14 protein-coding genes are annotated in these 15,789 nt (G+C 65.1%); 2 read left to right on the forward strand and 12 right to left on the reverse strand.

The window, feature by feature from the left end:
- Positions 1–59: 59 nt before the first annotated feature.
- Positions 60–815, forward strand: a complete 756-nt coding sequence (locus VSR82_RS17570) for a TetR/AcrR family transcriptional regulator (protein WP_368587741.1) — start codon at positions 60–62, stop codon at positions 813–815.
- A gap of 86 nt (positions 816–901) precedes the next feature.
- Here VSR82_RS17570 and paaK read toward each other — a convergent pair whose 3' ends face one another.
- The 9 genes from paaK to paaA all read right to left on the reverse strand — a co-directional run bounded on the left by paaK (position 902) and on the right by paaA (position 10,712).
- On the reverse strand, positions 902–2,227 hold the full coding sequence (paaK, locus tag VSR82_RS17575) for a phenylacetate--CoA ligase PaaK (RefSeq protein ID WP_410849980.1): 1,326 nt from the start codon (positions 2,225–2,227) through the stop codon (positions 902–904).
- Positions 2,228–2,264: 37 nt separating this feature from the next.
- On the reverse strand, positions 2,265–3,824 hold the full coding sequence (locus VSR82_RS17580; RefSeq protein ID WP_498857960.1) for a 3-hydroxyacyl-CoA dehydrogenase: 1,560 nt from the start codon (positions 3,822–3,824) through the stop codon (positions 2,265–2,267).
- 14 nt (positions 3,825–3,838) lie between these two features.
- A complete protein-coding gene (gene pcaF, locus VSR82_RS17585; RefSeq protein WP_498857961.1) occupies positions 3,839–5,041 on the reverse strand; it encodes a 3-oxoadipyl-CoA thiolase in 1,203 nt (400 codons plus the stop codon).
- A gap of 66 nt (positions 5,042–5,107) precedes the next feature.
- The gene (paaN, locus tag VSR82_RS17590; RefSeq protein ID WP_498857962.1) at positions 5,108–6,802 is read right to left on the reverse strand and encodes a phenylacetic acid degradation protein PaaN; all 1,695 of its coding nucleotides are present in this window, start codon (positions 6,800–6,802) and stop codon (positions 5,108–5,110) included.
- A 44-nt stretch (positions 6,803–6,846) separates the two neighbouring features.
- On the reverse strand, positions 6,847–7,935 hold the full coding sequence (paaE, locus tag VSR82_RS17595; protein ID WP_013094343.1) for a 1,2-phenylacetyl-CoA epoxidase subunit PaaE: 1,089 nt from the start codon (positions 7,933–7,935) through the stop codon (positions 6,847–6,849).
- A gap of 1 nt (position 7,936) precedes the next feature.
- Positions 7,937–8,512, reverse strand: coding sequence for a 1,2-phenylacetyl-CoA epoxidase subunit PaaD (gene paaD, locus VSR82_RS17600; RefSeq protein WP_410849977.1), 576 nt, complete (start codon positions 8,510–8,512; stop codon positions 7,937–7,939).
- A gap of 7 nt (positions 8,513–8,519) precedes the next feature.
- Positions 8,520–9,332 (reverse strand): 1,2-phenylacetyl-CoA epoxidase subunit PaaC, encoded by an 813-nt coding sequence (paaC, locus tag VSR82_RS17605; protein WP_429463614.1) that lies wholly within the window; start codon positions 9,330–9,332, stop codon positions 8,520–8,522.
- A gap of 16 nt (positions 9,333–9,348) precedes the next feature.
- Positions 9,349–9,633, reverse strand: coding sequence for a 1,2-phenylacetyl-CoA epoxidase subunit PaaB (gene paaB, locus VSR82_RS17610; protein WP_410853326.1), 285 nt, complete (start codon positions 9,631–9,633; stop codon positions 9,349–9,351).
- Between the two features lie 80 nt (positions 9,634–9,713).
- On the reverse strand, positions 9,714–10,712 hold the full coding sequence (gene paaA, locus VSR82_RS17615; RefSeq protein ID WP_410853325.1) for a 1,2-phenylacetyl-CoA epoxidase subunit PaaA: 999 nt from the start codon (positions 10,710–10,712) through the stop codon (positions 9,714–9,716).
- A 168-nt stretch (positions 10,713–10,880) separates the two neighbouring features.
- On the opposite strand from paaA, the gene VSR82_RS17620 reads away from it, so the two are divergent.
- The gene (locus VSR82_RS17620) at positions 10,881–11,870 is read left to right on the forward strand and encodes a zinc-dependent alcohol dehydrogenase family protein (RefSeq protein ID WP_429462454.1); all 990 of its coding nucleotides are present in this window, start codon (positions 10,881–10,883) and stop codon (positions 11,868–11,870) included.
- 41 nt (positions 11,871–11,911) lie between these two features.
- Here the strand turns inward: VSR82_RS17620 and VSR82_RS17625 are convergent, their stop codons facing one another.
- From VSR82_RS17625 to VSR82_RS17635, 3 genes are all read right to left on the reverse strand, one after another.
- Positions 11,912–12,943: an Acg family FMN-binding oxidoreductase gene (locus tag VSR82_RS17625; RefSeq protein WP_429462452.1), complete on the reverse strand. Its 1,032-nt coding sequence runs from the start codon at positions 12,941–12,943 to the stop codon at positions 11,912–11,914.
- A gap of 82 nt (positions 12,944–13,025) precedes the next feature.
- Positions 13,026–13,673 (reverse strand): response regulator, encoded by a 648-nt coding sequence (locus VSR82_RS17630; protein WP_410851751.1) that lies wholly within the window; start codon positions 13,671–13,673, stop codon positions 13,026–13,028.
- Between the two features lie 216 nt (positions 13,674–13,889).
- The gene (locus VSR82_RS17635) at positions 13,890–15,581 is read right to left on the reverse strand and encodes a bifunctional aminoglycoside phosphotransferase/ATP-binding protein (RefSeq protein ID WP_498857963.1); all 1,692 of its coding nucleotides are present in this window, start codon (positions 15,579–15,581) and stop codon (positions 13,890–13,892) included.
- Between the last annotated feature and the right edge of the window lie 208 nt (positions 15,582–15,789).

Raw genomic sequence — 15,789 nt, forward strand, 5'->3', positions numbered from 1 at the left:
AGTAATGAACCGATCGGTACAATACGGGAGAAAAGGGGGCGAAGCGATATACTTTTGGGATGGAAAACACACAGCAAATTGGCAATCGACGCGGCCAGCGATCGCGCCAGGAAATTCTCGACGCGGCTGCCCGCGTGATGTCGGCCTATGGCTACACCGGCACGTCGATGTCGGCGCTGGTCGAAGCAACCGGAATCCCGAAGAGCGCGATTTATCATCATTTCGGCTCCAAGGCCGGGCTGTTGGCGGAGGTGATGGCCCAAGGCGCGCGGGGCTTCTTCGCCGCGATGCGCGAAGCTCACCAGAATCCGCCCGAAGGCGGCACGTCGCGCGAGCGTCTGGGCTGGTATCTGAAGAAGACGGGGGAGGTGTTTCAGCACCGCGAGAACTTCCTGCGCCTGTTGGTCGTCATGGTGATGAGCAACGAGGCCGCGGAGCCGGAGGCGATTCAGACGGTGGTCGAGGTACGCAACGAAGGCCGCGACTATATGCGGGAAATGATCCGCAGCGCGTTCAGCGCTGAAGGCGATGCCGCCGCGTCAGCGGTCGCCGACGAACTGGCGTATTTCGGCATGCTCGGTTTCGACGGCGCTTTCGTCTCCTTTCAATCTGGCGACAACAGATCGATGGAAACACACATGGCGCAACTCACCGATGCGCTGATTGCGCTAGGCGAAGCGCGTGCCGCGTCGTTCCGGGAAGCGACACGGGCAGCGGGGCGCAAGCGCGAGGCTAAACCGGCGAAGGACTCTGGCAGGCTGGCGGAGAAACGGCCGAAAAGCAAAGCGGTGCAAAAAGGCGGCATCGCTGGCTGACTCGGCCTCGGGGCGTTGGTGTACGGGACGTTGAACGCGTGGAGCGGCGTTGCGCGGACCGCGCGCGCAACGCCCATCTTCTATGCTTACAGGTTCGCGCCCCGCAGATCGACGACGCGTTTCGCTTTGCCGGTACCGGTCATTGGAATATGTCCGGCAAGCGCGACCGAGACCGTCGTCGACACGCCGACCATCGTCTTGATGCGATGCTGCAGTTCGCGCGCGAGCGCTGTGCGATCGTGGTCGCTCAACGACTCGCCGACTTCCGGCCGCGCTTCGACGCATACCGCCAGAGAATCCAGATGCCCATCGCGTTTGACCGTCAATTGATATTGCGCGCTCAGCTTGGGCATCGCGAGAATCAGCTCCTCGATCTGGCTCGGGAACACGTTGACGCCTCGAATGATCAGCATGTCGTCCGAGCGTCCGGTGATCTTTGCGAGCCGGCGCATCGCGCGGGAAGTCGGCGGCAACAGCGAGGTCAGATCGCGCGTGCGATAGCGGATGACCGGCATGGCTTCCTTCGTCAGCGAAGTAAACACGAGTTCGCCTTCGCTTCCATCCGGCAGCACCTCGCCGGTCACGGGATCGATGATCTCCGGGTAGAAGTGGTCTTCCCAGATCACCGGGCCGTCTTTGCTTTCGATGCACTCCGCCGCGACGCCGGGGCCCATCACTTCGGAAAGGCCGTAGATGTCGACCGCGTCGATGCCCGCCCGCGTTTCGATTTCACTGCGCATGGCCTGGGTCCAGGGCTCGCCGCCGAAGACACCGACCTTCAGCGACGATTCGGCCGGATTCATCCCTTGCCGCGTCATTTCGTCGATGAGATTGAGCATGTAGGACGGCGTGACGAGAATGATCGACGGTTCGAAGTCACGGATCAGCTGAACCTGCTTTTCCGTCTGGCCGCCGGACATCGGCACCACCATGCAGCCGAGCCGCTCCGCGCCGTAGTGAATGCCCAACCCGCCCGTGAACAGGCCATAGCCGAACGCGTTGTGCAGCGTGTCGCCGCGACGGCCGCCGGCAGCGCGGATCGAACGCGCGACGATGTCGGCCCACGTATCGATGTCGCGTGCCGTGTAGCCCACGACCGTCGGCTTGCCCGTGGTCCCGCTCGATGCATGCACGCGCACCACCTGGTCGCGCGGCACCGCGAAGAGACCGAACGGATAGTTATCGCGCAGGTCCTTCTTCGTCATGGTCGGAAACTTTGCCAGATCGGAGAGTTCCTTCAGATCGTCCGGATGCACGCCAGCGGCATCGAACGCCTTGCGGTAATGCGCCACGTTGTCGTAGGCATGGCGGACGGACCATTTGAGGCGCGTCAGTTGCAGAGCCTGCAGCTCGTCGCGGCTGGCGCGTTCGATCGATTCGAGTTCGTCGGATTGGGGGATGCGTCGGACCATGGGAGTCTCCGGAATACTGGAATTGGGTTGATTCGAGTCAGGCTGCGCTGTCGATGGCAGGGCGGGCGTGCCATGACGCACGCGACCACGACAGTGCGGCTAGTAGCGGTGAAACGCGGTACCGGTCTTCACCGTAATGGGTGCAGAGATTGCTCAGCACCGTAGAGAACACAGCGACGCCCGCCTTATCCGCCCACTGCAGCGGGCCCAACGGATAGTTGACGCCTCTTTCCATCGCCAGGTCGAGATCCGCGGCCGTGCACACGCCCTGGTTGACTGCATCGGCCGCTTCATTCACGAGCATCGCGACGGTCCGCATCACGATCATGCCGGCCACATCGGCCATCGGCACGACCGCGTAGCCCGCCGCCTGCATCGCGCCGACGACAGCCGCATAGGCCGAATCGCTGCATTGCCGCGCACGGGTGAGCGCGACCGTGCTGCAGCCGGCGTAGTCGAGCGCGAGATCGACGAGCACCACGTTGTCGTGATTCATGTCGTGGGCGCATTGAGTCGCGGTGCGCCCGTCGGTCAGTCGCAGCAGCGCGTCGTCAATCTGGGCGACCACACCGTCGACGCGTTCCGTTTCGGGCATCGTCGCTGTAACGAGTCCGGCATCCAGCAGCCGTTGTTGAAGCCGCGCGATCACGCCGGACTGCGGGAACAGTTTGACGATCCGCGGAGAATCCGTGGGCGGCGCGAGCCGCGGGCACGGGCGCGTGGCGTTCGGACCATATTCGTAGAAGCCACGTCCCGATTTGCGGCCCAGAAAACCCGCGTTGACCAGTTCCTGCTGGATCAACGACGGCGTGAAGCGCGGATCGTTGAAATACGCGCGAAACACCGATTCGGTGACCGCGAAATTGACGTCGTGTCCGATCAGGTCCATCAGTTCGAACGGTCCCATCCGGAAGCCGCCTGCCTCGCGGATCACCTCATCGATCGACTCCGCACTCGCTGCCTGCTCGTTCAGAAGCCGCAGACCTTCGGCGTAAAACGGACGCGCCACGCGGTTCACGATGAAGCCGGGCGTCGAGCGCGCGTAGACAGGTGTCTTGCCCCACGCGGCGGCCGTCTCGTACACGCAGCTCGCGACGTCCGCCGATGTGGCGAGGCCACTGACCACTTCGACCAGCGCCATCACGGGCGCGGGATTGAAGAAGTGCATGCCCACGAGGCGCGAAGCAATCTTCAGCGTCGCACCGATCGCCGTGACCGAAATCGACGAAGTGTTGGTCGCGAGAATGCAGGCGTCGTCCACGTGCTCTTCGAGCTCGGCAAAAATCTTGCGCTTCACTTCCAGCCGTTCGGCGACGGCTTCAATGACGAGCCCCGCATCGCGCATCGCGGCGAGCTGGTCGACCGCAAACAGCCTTCCGTTCGCTTGAGCGGCAGCCGTCGCGTCGAGGCGGCCCTTGTCGACGAGCCTCGCGAGATTCGAGGCGATGCCCTTAATGGCCTTGGCGACCGTAGCGGCATCGAGATCGAACAGCGCGACCCGGTGTCCGGCGAGCGCGGCCACCTGGGCGATGCCCGCACCCATCGCGCCCGCGCCGACGATGCCGACGATCGTGGAAGTCTTCAATGCGTTCGACATGCTAGTGGCTCCGCTCAAACGCGCTCGATTGCAATCGCGATGCCCTGGCCAACGCCGATGCACATCGTGCAAAGCGCGAAGCGTGCATTGCGGCGTTCGAGTTCGTAGGTCGCCGTGGTGACCAGCCGGGCACCCGAAGCGCCGAGCGGATGGCCCAACGCGATCGCACCGCCGTTCGGATTGACGCGGGGATCGTCTTGCGCGACGCCGAGCCGGCGCAGCACCGCGATACCCTGCGACGCGAACGCTTCGTTCAGTTCGATCACGTCGAACTGGTCGAGCGTCATGCCGAGGCGCGCAAGCAGCTTCTCGGTTGCCGGTGCGGGTCCGATGCCCATGATGCGCGGCTCGACGCCCGCCGTAGCCATACCGAGGATGCGGGCGCGCGGCGTCAGATGATTGCGCTTCGCTGCCTCTTCACCTGCGATGAGCAGCGCGCAAGCGCCGTCGTTGACACCCGAAGCGTTCCCCGCCGTCACCGTTCCGTTGGGGCGCACGACGCCTTTGAGTTTTGCCAGCGCCTCGAGCGACGTCTCACGCGGATGTTCGTCGCGATCGACCACGAGGGGCTCGCCCTTCCTTTGGGGAATGCGCACTGCGGTGATTTCCTGAGCCAGCGTGCCGTCGGCCTGAGCGCGTGCAGCGCGTTGCTGGCTGAGCAGCGCAAAGCGGTCTTGCGAGTCGCGGTCCACGCCGAAGTCGTCGGCCACGTTCTCCGCGGTTTCGGGCATCGAGTCGACGCCGTACTGGCTGCGCATCAGCGAATTGACGAAGCGCCAGCCGATCGTCGTGTCATGGATTTCGGCCGAGCGCGAGAACGCCGTCGCCGACTTGCCGACCACGAAAGGTGCGCGCGTCATGCTTTCGACGCCGCCCGCAATGTAAAGATCGCCATCGCCCGCGCGGATCGCGCGCGCGGCGCTGCCCACCGCGTCCATCCCCGAGCCGCACAGGCGGTTGATCGTGGAGCCGGGGACGTCGATCGGCAAGCCCGCGAGCAAGGCGGACATGCGTGCGACGTTGCGATTGTCCTCGCCGGCCTGGTTCGCGCATCCGTAGAGGACGTCCGCGACCTGCTGCCAGTCCACCGACGGATTGCGCTGCATCAGCGCGTGAATCGGCACGGCGCCGAGGTCGTCCGCGCGAACGTCCTTCAGTACGCCTGCATAACGTCCGAACGGAGTGCGAATGGCATCACAGATAAAGGCTTCGGTCATGGTGTTTTCCGGTAGAGATATTGAACGATTCAGGCTTTGCATCCGCAACAGGGTTGCGCGGTGCGATCAGACATGGGCGGGTTCGCTCGGCGGCACGTGGCGCCGGACCTGGACCACGCGGAACCGGTTGGCGACGAAAGCCGCGTCGGTGAGTGATGCGTTGGCAGCCGGATTGCCGCCGGTGCCATGAAAATCGGAGAAGGCCGCGGACTGGTTCACGAACACGCCGCCCGTCAGATTCACGGAAAGCGCAACGCCACCGCGCAGTGCCGCCTCGTAGGTGGCGTCGACCACTTCTTCACTGGTGCTGTAGACCGACAACGTCAGTGCGCCGCGGGTCCTGGCAATCCGGCCCGCGAGTTCGACCGACTGGGCGGTCGAGTCCGTCGCGACGACGAACGCTATCGGGCCGAACCATTCCGCCGCGAACGTGGCTTCGTCTTTGCGGGCGTCCAGTCGCGCAAGCAGCGGCGTGCGCACTTCGGCATCCGGCCACTCGGGGTGGGCGAGGGTGCGGCTGTCGAGCAGCAAGGTGCCGACTTTGCGGGCGCGCTCGATGCGCGTCAGCACACCGGCGTTCTGGATCGCTCCGGTCACTTCGACTGCCTTGGCGGCATCCGTTGTCAGCTTGTTGACCGACTCGACGAGCGCTGCCGCAACGGCGTCGAACGACATGACGCCGTGCGCCGTCTTGATGCCGTCGCGCGGCACGTAGATGTTCTGGGGCGCGGTGCACATCTGCCCCGAGTACAGCGCGAGCGAGAATGCGATGTTGCGAACGGCGGGCCCGATGTCGTCCACCGAATCGATGATGATCTGGTTGACCCCGGCCTTTTCCGTGTAGACGGAGGCTTGCCGCGCATGATGTTCGAGCCAATAGCCGTTGGCCGAACTGCCGGTAAAGTCGATCAGACGAACTTCCGGACGGGTGGCCAGCGCCTGAACGGTCAGTCCATCGTCGGGGTCGGTGGCGAAGAGCGTGACGACGTTCGGATCGAAGCCGGCTTCGGCAAGCACTTCGCGTGCTATCCGGACCGTGATCGCAAGCGGCAGGATCGCAGCGGGATGAGGCTTGACGACCACGGCGTTGCCGGTGGCGAGACTGGCGAACATCCCCGGGTAGCTATTCCACGTCGGAAAGGTGCAGCAGCCGATCACGAGGCCGATGCCGCGCGGCACGACCGTATAGTGCTTTGCCATCATCAGCGGCGGGTTCTTGCCTTGCGGCTTCTCCCAGTACGCTTCATCGGGAATACGGCGCAGTTCGTTCCACGCGTAGGCGATCGCTTCCAGCGCGCGGTCCTGCGCATGCGGCCCACCCGCCTGGAAGGCCATCATGAACGCCTGCCCGGTGGTATGCATCACACTGTGCGCGATCTCGAAGCTTGCCTTGTTGAGTCGCGCGAGGATCTCGAGGCTGACCCCGATCCACGCCTTCGGTTCTGCCTTTCGCCATTCGGCTTGTGCCGTTTCGACAGCGGCGAACAGGGTGTCGGCGTCGGGCTTCGGATACCGCACGTTCAACTGCAAGCCAAACGGCGATTTTTCCTTGCCGGCCGTGCCGTTGTTGCTCGGCTGGTCGAGTTCGAAGTGCTGACCGAGATGACGTCTGAAGGCGGCTTCGCCGTCGGCCGCCGCGGTTTCGCCGTATGCCCTGGGACTCGGCATTTCGCTGAACGGACTCCAGTAGCCGCGAGTGTGGATCGCGGCCACCGCTTCGTTGAGAATCTTCTGGTGCTTACTGAACAGTGAATGAGACATGAGATGGAACTCTGATCGAAAACAGGGGTGTCACGCGCTTGCGCTTATCGTTCGTCGTAACTGACGACGACCTTGTCGCTCACGGGATGACACTGACACGTCAGCACGAACCCGTCGCGGACCTCGTGTTCTTCGAGCGTGTAGTTCTTTTCCATCTTCACTTCGCCCTCGAGCACCTTCGCGCGACACGTGCAGCACACACCGCCCTTGCACGCATACGGCAGCGCGAGACCGGCGCGCAGCCCGACGTCGAGCACGCTGACGCCCTGATACGGCAGGCGCAGCTTGCGCCGCTTGCCGTCGAGCACGATTTCGAGGTCGGCCGCGGGCGTGTCCGCGGTGATCTCGACGGGCGGCACACCCGCCTGCGGCAGCGGCGTGCCGAAGCGCTCGACGTGCACCTTCGCGGGCGGCACGCCGGCAGCCTTGAGCGCCGCCTCGGCCGCATCCATCATCGGCGCGGGGCCGCAGATGAAGGCCTCGTCGATCGCGTCGGCCGGCAGCAGCTGTTCGAGGAACGCTGCGCACTTCTGCTGGTCGAGCACGCCGTTGAACAGCTCGACGTCCTGCAGGTCGTCCGACAGCACGTGATACAGCACGAAGCGGTTCATGAAGCGGTTCTTCAGATCCTCGAGCTCCTCGGCGAACATGATCTGGTCGACGCTGCGGTTGCCGTACACCAGCGTGAACGTGCTGCGCGGCTCGACTTCGAGCGTCGTCTTGATGATCGCGAGCACCGGCGTGATGCCCGAGCCGCCCGAGAACGCGAGGTACTGCTGGCCCTGTTCCGCGTTCAGGTGCGTGAAGAAGCGCCCGTCCGGGGTCATCACGTCGATCGTGTGGCCGGGCTGCAGCGTGTCGAACGCGAAGTTCGAGAAACGCCCGCCGCGCACGCGCTTGATGCCGATGCGCAACTCGCCGTCGCGGTCGTAGTCGGTGACACCCACGCAGATCGAATACGAGCGGCGCGTTTCCTCACCGTCGATATGCGTCTTCAGCGTGACGAACTGGCCCTGCGTGAAGCGATACTGGTCGCGCAGTTCGGGCGGGACTTCGAAGGCGACCGACACCGCATCGGCGGTTTCGGGACGTACTTCGCGGATACGCAGCGGATGGAATTGCGGGGTGGCCATATCAGTACGGTTTGAAGTAGTCGAAGGGTTCGCGGCAGTCGAGGCAGCGATACAGCGCCTTGCAGGCGGTCGAGCCGAACTGCGCGAGTCGCTCGGTGTGTGCGGAGCCGCAGCGCGGGCAGGCCGGTGCGGGCAGCGCGCGTGGCACGAAGCGCAGCACTTTTTCCTGTGGCGCAGACGTCGCGGCTGAACCGCAGTTGCCGGTGGGCGGCGCGATGCCGTAGACGCGCAGTTTTTCGCGCGCTTCGGCGGTGATCCAGTCGGTGGTCCACGCCGGTGCGAGCACGGTGGCCACGCGGTACGGCGTCAGTTGCGCGGCCTCGAGCGCACGGCCGATGTCCCCGGCAATCTGCGACATCGCCGGGCAGCCCGAGTAGGTCGGCGTGATCACGACTTCGAGCGCGCCGTCCGCCGCGCGTCGCACGTCGCGCAGGATGCCGAGCTCGCGGATCGAGACCACCGGGATCTCCGGGTCCGGTACCGCTTCGAGCACGCTCCACGCGCGGGTGAGCGCGGGATCGGTGGCGGCGGTCGTGGCGGGGGTGTTCACGGGCTGCGGGGCGGTCGAGGTCGTCATCGCGGGCTCACCAGTTCGCGCCCGGATGCTGGCGCGCAAGGCTCTGCATCTCGGCGAGCACGAAGCCCATATGCTCCGAATGCTCGCCGTGCTTGCCGGTGCTCACGTGCCGCAGCGCCGCGGGCAGCGTCAGCGTGGCGGCGTCGAGCGTGGCGCGCACGTCGTCGAGCCATGCGGCTTCCAGCGCCGAGGTGCGCGGGCCGATGCCCGCCGCGGCGATCGCGTCTTCCACCGCGTCCGCGCTGAAGAACTCGTACGTGTACGGCATCAGGTAGTCGAGCGCGGCCTGCGCGCGACGGTGCGATTCGTCGGTGCCGTCGCCGAAGCGGATCAGCCACTCGCCCGCGTGATGCACGTGGTACTGCGTTTCCTTGATCGACTTCGCGGCGATCGCGGCGAGCTGTTCGTCGGTGGAGCCCGTCAGCGCGCCCCACAGATGCCTCATCAGCGTCGAATACAGGAAGTTGCGCACGATCGTGACCGCGTAGTCCTTCTGCGCCTGCGCGGTGCCGGCGAGCGGGCCGTAGTGCGGCAGCTCGGCGAGCGTGTAGTTCGCGAATTCGCGCTCGGCGCGGAAGTACGCGTAGTCGTCTTCGCTGCGCTGACGGCCGGTGAGCTGCTGCTCGAGCGCGGCCGCGTGCGTGTACAGCAGGCGCGCCTGGCCGATCAGGTCGAGGCTCATGTTCGACAGCGCGATGTCCTCTTCGAGGATCGGGCCGTGGCCGCACCACTCGGCGTTGCGCTGACCGAGAATCAGCGCGGTATCGGCGAGGCGCAGCACGTACTGCAGATGTTCGGGCGTGATAGAGGTCGGGGACATAGTGGTCATGGCGCGCTTACATGTGGTTGACTTCGTCGGGCAGCGTGTAGAACGTCGGGTGGCGATAGATCTTGTCGCCCGCCGGTTCGAACAGCTCGGCCTTCTCGTCGGGCGCCGAGGCGGTGATCGCCGAGGACGGCACCACCCAGATGCTCACGCCTTCCTGGCGGCGCGTGTAGACGTCGCGCGCCATGCGCAGCGCCATCGGCGCGTCGGCCGCGTGCAGACTGCCGCAGTGCTTGTGGTCGAGGCCCTGCCTGCTGCGCACGAACACTTCCCAAATCGGCCATTCCTTGTTCATTGCTGATCTCCTGATTCCTGACTCTCGCTGATCTTTCGCGGGTGTTTCGCGGGTCTTTCGCGGGTGTTTCGCCGTGCCGCTCAGGCGGCGTGCTGTTGCGCGCGCTGGCGCTGCTTGTCCGCATGGGCGAGTGCGGCTTCGCGCACCCAGGCGCCGTCTTCATGGGCCTTCACGCGGGTCGCGAGGCGCTCGCGGTTGCACGGGCCGTCGCCATTGACGACGCGCCAGAACTCCTCCCAGTCGATGTCGCCGTAGTCGTAGTGGCCGCGCGCCTCGTTCCATTTGAGCTCCGCATCGGGCAGCGTGACGCCGAGCACCTTCGCCTGCCCGACGGTCGCGTCGACGAATTTCTGGCGCAGATCGTCGTTGGTGATGCGCTTGATGCCCCATTGCGCCGACTGGTTGCTGTGCACCGAGTCCTTGTCGCTCGGGCCGAACATCATCAGCACCGGCCACCACCAGCGGTTCACCGCCTGCTGCACGAGCTCGCGCTGCGCGTCGGTGCCGGCCATCATCGCGAGCAGCGCATCGAACCCCTGGCGCTGGTGGAACGACTCTTCCTTGCAGATGCGGATCATCGCGCGGGCATAGGGCCCGTACGTGCAGCGGCACAGCGGGATCTGGTTCATGATCGCCGCGCCGTCGACCAGCCAGCCGATCACGCCGACGTCGGCCCAGGTGGGCGTCGGGTAGTTGAAGATGCTCGAATACTTGGCCTTGCCCGCGTGCAGTGCGTCGATCAGCTGCTCGCGCGACACGCCGAGCGTTTCGGCGGCGCTATACAGATAGAGCCCGTGGCCGGCTTCGTCCTGCACCTTGGCGATCAGGATCGCCTTGCGCTTGAGGCTCGGCGCGCGGGTGATCCAGTTGCCCTCGGGCAGCATGCCGACGATTTCCGAGTGCGCGTGCTGCGAGATCTGCCGCACCAGCGTTTTGCGGTACGCGTCGGGCATCCAGTCCTGCGGCTCGATCTTGCCGTCGGCTGCCATGACCGCGTCGAAGCGCGCCTGTTCGGGCGAATTCGCATCCGCGTCCAGCGGGGCGACGTTGCCGGGGATATCGAGGGATTGGGTGTACATCTGCACCATCCAGAAAAAGTGGCAATGTGACGCAGTATAAATTAACCGACCGGTCGGTCAATTGAATTTTACTTTCGGTCGCCAAGTGGCATAGGATCGGGGATACCCTCGGCATCTTTGTGCACGCGGGCGAGATTGCTCTACCCTCAATCCATCCAGGAGGTAGTGATGTCACGGACTGTCAGGTTTTCCGAGGCCGGTGCGCCCGAAGTGCTTCGATTCGTCGAAGAATCGGTCCGCGGCCCAGGCCGCGGTGAAGTTCGCATCAACGTGAAGGCGATCGGTCTGAATCGCGCGGAAGCGATGTGGCGTACCGACCGGTACATCGAGCCTGTGCGCTTTCCGGCCGGGCTCGGGTACGAGGCGGCCGGCATCGTCGACGCGGTGGGCGAGGGCGTCGTCGATTTCGCACCCGGAGACGCGGTCAGCGTGATCCCGTCGTTCTCGATGAATCAGTACTTCACCTACGGCGAAGTCATCATCGTGCCGGAGCATGCGGTTGTCAGGCATCCGAAGTCGCTTTCCTTCGCCGAGGCCGCATCGGTGTGGATGATGTTCGTGACCGCATATGGCGCGCTGATCGAAGATGCGAAGGTGGGCGCGGGCGACCATGTCGTCGTGCCGGCCGCTTCGAGCAGCGTTGGCCTGGCGGCGATCCAGCTAGCGAATTACGCGGGCGCGACGTCGATCGCGGTCACGCGCCATGCCGCCAAGAGGCAGCAGTTGCTCGACGCGGGCGCCGCCCACGTGATCGTGACGGACGAGTCGGACCTTGTCGAAGAGATCATGCGGATCACGGACGGGAAGGGGGCTCGCGTCGCTTTCGATCCGGTCGGCGGCCCGAACTTCGCGAAACTGATCGAGGCGTTGTCCTTCCAGGGGATCGCGTATCTGTACGGCGCGCTCGACGAACGTGCCACGACGCTGCCGGTGCTGCAGATGATCGCCAGGATGAATTCCGTGAAGGCGCACAACATCTGGTTGACGAGTGGCGACCCGACGCGCCGCAAGGCCGCGGTGGAGTTCGTGCTCAAAGGCCTCGAAAGCGGCGCGCTGAAGCCGGTCATCGATCGCACCTTTGCGTTCGACGAGATCGTCGACGCGCACCGCTACCTCGAAACCAACGGGCAGTTCGGCAAGATCGTGGTAACGGTATAGCCGAAGGCCTGGCATTGCGCTGAGCAGGCTTCCCTTGCGTTTCAGGAGACCACATCGGCGAGCGGCCGCCTCGGCGCATGACGTACGCGCGGGCCGCGCCCGACGCGAAGCAGCAGCTGCGGAAACGCGTCCGTGCGCAACAGCGTGCGCAGCCGCTCGCGCAGCGCGTCCACTTCGATCGGCTGGTTCAGGTAGGAAGCGGTCAATCCCACCGATGCCGCGACCAGCAACATCCGTTCGAGCGCCTGTCCCGCCGCGAGCCATGCCTCGCGGTCGTCGCGCATCGTCGCGATACCGACCATCAGCGGCGAGCCATCCACGAGGTGCTGATGAGTGGCCGGCTGTCCCGCACCCGCATCGAACACCCGGACGGCCATGCTGACGAGCGGCGCCGCGAAATCGAGCAGCGCGCCCACAGCGGTACCGTAAGCGGGCATGCCATCGTCGCGCCGCCGCGGGTGAATCCAGCTGGCGAGCTCGCGCCTGAAACGCGGGTCGGCGAACTGCGCTCGATCCGCATCGGCGATCAGTTGCGCGAGCGCCTCGCGCGCGGTTTTCTGCTCCACGCAGCAGGCGAGCGCGCCCTCGTCGTCGCAGGCGTCGCTTAGCTTGCGTTGCAGTGCGGCGGGAACGGGGTTATCGACGAACGGCGCACGTGTCGTCACGCGCTCGGTCAGCGCGTCGAAAAGTTCATGGAGGTGCGGGTCGCGAGGCCCGTCGCGCGAGACGCGCACGAGCGCCAAGATGTCCGGATCCGCTTCCGCTGGAAACAGTGTGATCGCATAAGCGAGACCGAGACGGCACAGCGCCACGCGAAGATTGAACAAGGCGGCACCGCAACTCATCAGAAGTTCGCGATCGAAAGGATCGACCACGGCAAGCGCGCGCATGCGGTCGGCGCAGATCTGTACGGTCTCGCCGTCGACGATGAACCGCCACGGTTGCGTGTTGTGATTCGACGGCGCGAGTACCGCATAGTGCAGCGCAAAGCGCAATTGCTGTTCCACTGGCGTGGAGGCGGGGAAGTGCGGTTCACCGATTTCCCAGGCATCATGTTGCGCGGCATCGCTCATCTCGAAGTCTCCTGTCGGATCAGGGCCGCAAGCGCGCGGTTCGTGTCGTTATCGTGTCACCGGGCGCCGTGGCAGGGAAGCACTACAAATCGTTCTCGTCGTCGAACAGCTTATGGCGGATCGCATAGCGAACCAGCCCGTTCTCGTTCGGCATCTGCATTTTTTCGAGGATGCGCGTCTTGTGCGTGCTGATCGTTTTCACGCTGACGCAGAGTTCATGGGCGATTTCGGTGATGCTCTGGCCTTCGACGAGGCGCCGGAACACGTCGAACTCGCGGTCGGACAACCGCTGATGCGGCAGCGTGTCGGCCGGCTCGTTCAGATTCTGCGCGAAGCGTTCGGCCATCGCGAGGCTCACATAGACGCCCCCCGACGCGACTTTCGTCACCGCGCCGACCAGTTCCGCGCTTGCGCTTTCCTTGGTCAGATAGCCCGATGCACCCGCCTTGAACGCGCGCACCGCGTATTGCTGCTCGGCGTGCATCGTCAGCACCAGAATCCGCAAATCGGGGTTTTCCTCCTTGATCTGCTTGATCAGTTCAATGCCGTTGCGCCCCGGCATCGACAGGTCGAGCACGAGCACGTGTGCCTGGGTCGCGCGAATCAGCGCGATCGTCGTCGCGCTGTCGCACGCTTCTCCGGCTACCTCGAAACCGTTCGCTTGCTGCAGGATATGGCGCAGTCCGTCGCGCACGAGCGTGTGGTCGTCGGCCAGCAACACCTTGATCATCGGGTGATCTCTTCCGGTTGTGTCCATTGGCAGGAAAACCTGAAGCAATCGCGAAGTACGCGCCTTTGCGCTGTATCGATGCGCATGGAATCGCCGGGCATCGACGCGTGTTCGCGCACGCAAGTCGATTTTAGTCGGCTTTTCGGGCCGTTGGCTCCGATGCTTTCGCGATCGGCGGCTCGTTCACGATCCGCTATCCACTGACCGATTGCCCGGCTAACACGCGGCATCCGTAATACGCGATGCAGCCGCGACGGTTCGTATACCCGGCTGCATCAACTCGATCACCGGTCGCCAGAACGCGGGCGAGTCGAACGCTGCCATCGGTACAGCGGTGTCGAACGATAAGGTCAGCGCCTGTTCCGCCGGCGTCAGTGGGTCGGCGCTCGCGAGTTGACGGGTGAGCGTGGCGGTGTCCGCGTCGGACAGATCGCGCGGACCACGCCGGCGCGCTTCGATGCGTTGCGCGAGCACCGCTGGATCGGCGCGAAAGTCGAGAATGCGGGCCGGTACGCTAAGCCGTTCGGCGAGTGCGAAAAACGTGCCGCGCTGACTCGATTCGAGAAAGGTCGCGTCGACGATCATGCTGTGACCGCTTTGCAGCACGCCGTGCGCGAGTCCAAGCAGGTGATCGTAGATCGCGTGACGCGCAGCTTGCGTGTAGTGCTCGGCGCCGGGCGTCATTTGCGCGTTGGCCACTGGCCGCATGCGCTTGCGTTCGGCATCGCTCGACACGCGTACCGCGCCGCACAGGTCCGCGAGAGCCCGGCTCGCGACCGATTTCCCCGAACCGGAAAAGCCATGACACAGCAGCAGAACGGGTCGCGGCTTCTCTGTTTGCGCCCGCGCCACTTCGAGGTAGCGCAGGGCCGGTTGCGGGACCGCGACGTTGCGGCCGGCCACGTGTCCCGCTTTCAGGCACGCGACCCACGCCCGCACCAGCGCCCGATAGGCGATATACAAAGGCATCAGAGACAGCGCCGCATAGTCGCCCGAGGTTTCCAGCCAACGGTTCAACAGGCGATTGGCGAGACGCGGTTCGGCTCGCGCGCACAGGTCCATCACGAGAAACGCGACGTCCGCCGCGACGTCGATCCAGCGTAGCGCTTCGTCGAAGTCGATACAGTCGAACATCGCGATGGCGCCGCGCCAGCGAACCACGTTGTCGAGATGCAGATCCCCATGGCAGCCGCGCACGAAACCCTCGGCGCGGCGCCGCTCGATCAGCGGCGCGAGTTCGTCGAGCTGTCGCGCGCACCACGCGGCAATGCCGGGCAGCGCGGGATGGCTGCAATTGGCCAGCAGCGGTGCGTTGATGGTTTCGACCTGGGTTCGCACCAGCGTCGCGCTGCCGTAGCGCGACGAGGGCGCGTTGCGCGGTGCGCTCAGGTGATAGTCGGCGAGCCGCTGCGCCGCGCCGTCGATGTCGCGCGGCGTCAGTGCTCCGTTTGCCGCGAGGCTCGAAAAGAGCATCGCCTCGTCGAAGCGGCGCATCTTGACCACGTGCTCGACAGCGACGCCGCCGGCGCAGAGCGCCAGCACGCCGGCACGCCGCGCAATCGGTATCACGCCGGCGTAGATGCCTCGCGCGAGCGGCCGGTTCAGGCGGAGCTGGGCTTCGCAGCAGCGCTGGCGTGTCGAGGCGGAGGTAAAGTCCGCGAAGCCCGGTGCGACGGGTTTGATGATCTTGTACGCGAAGCGCCCGGCGAGATACACGACGGATATATGCGTTTCGATTCTGACGATCCTGCCCGCCGGATGACGGTAGGTGCCCGGCCTGCGCAGCATCGCGTCGAGTCCGCGCAGGCTGCGCCGCGCGGCGCGCAATCGGTTGGCGGCATGCTGGATGCCGCGAAGTGTGGCATCAACCCGGCGTGCGGAAGGCTTGCGGCTCGGCGGCGAATTCATGCCAGGCTCCATGTCGCGACGAGCGGCGCGCCGGGCCGCGTGTCAAGGAGAAACACGAGCGTCTGATTCGACACGGTTGACCTCCACGTAGTGGGACGGACGGCGCGCGCCTTGCGTGCGAGCCAAAATCGTCTACTCATTTAAGTCATCGCGTATGGTAACCGGCTTGATCTGTATCGACGAGGCGGTCAAGCGCACGAGACCGGCG

Origin of the sequence: Burkholderia sp. JPY481, assembly GCF_038900515.1 — a bacterium.
Lineage (GTDB): Bacteria > Pseudomonadota > Gammaproteobacteria > Burkholderiales > Burkholderiaceae > Paraburkholderia > Paraburkholderia youngii.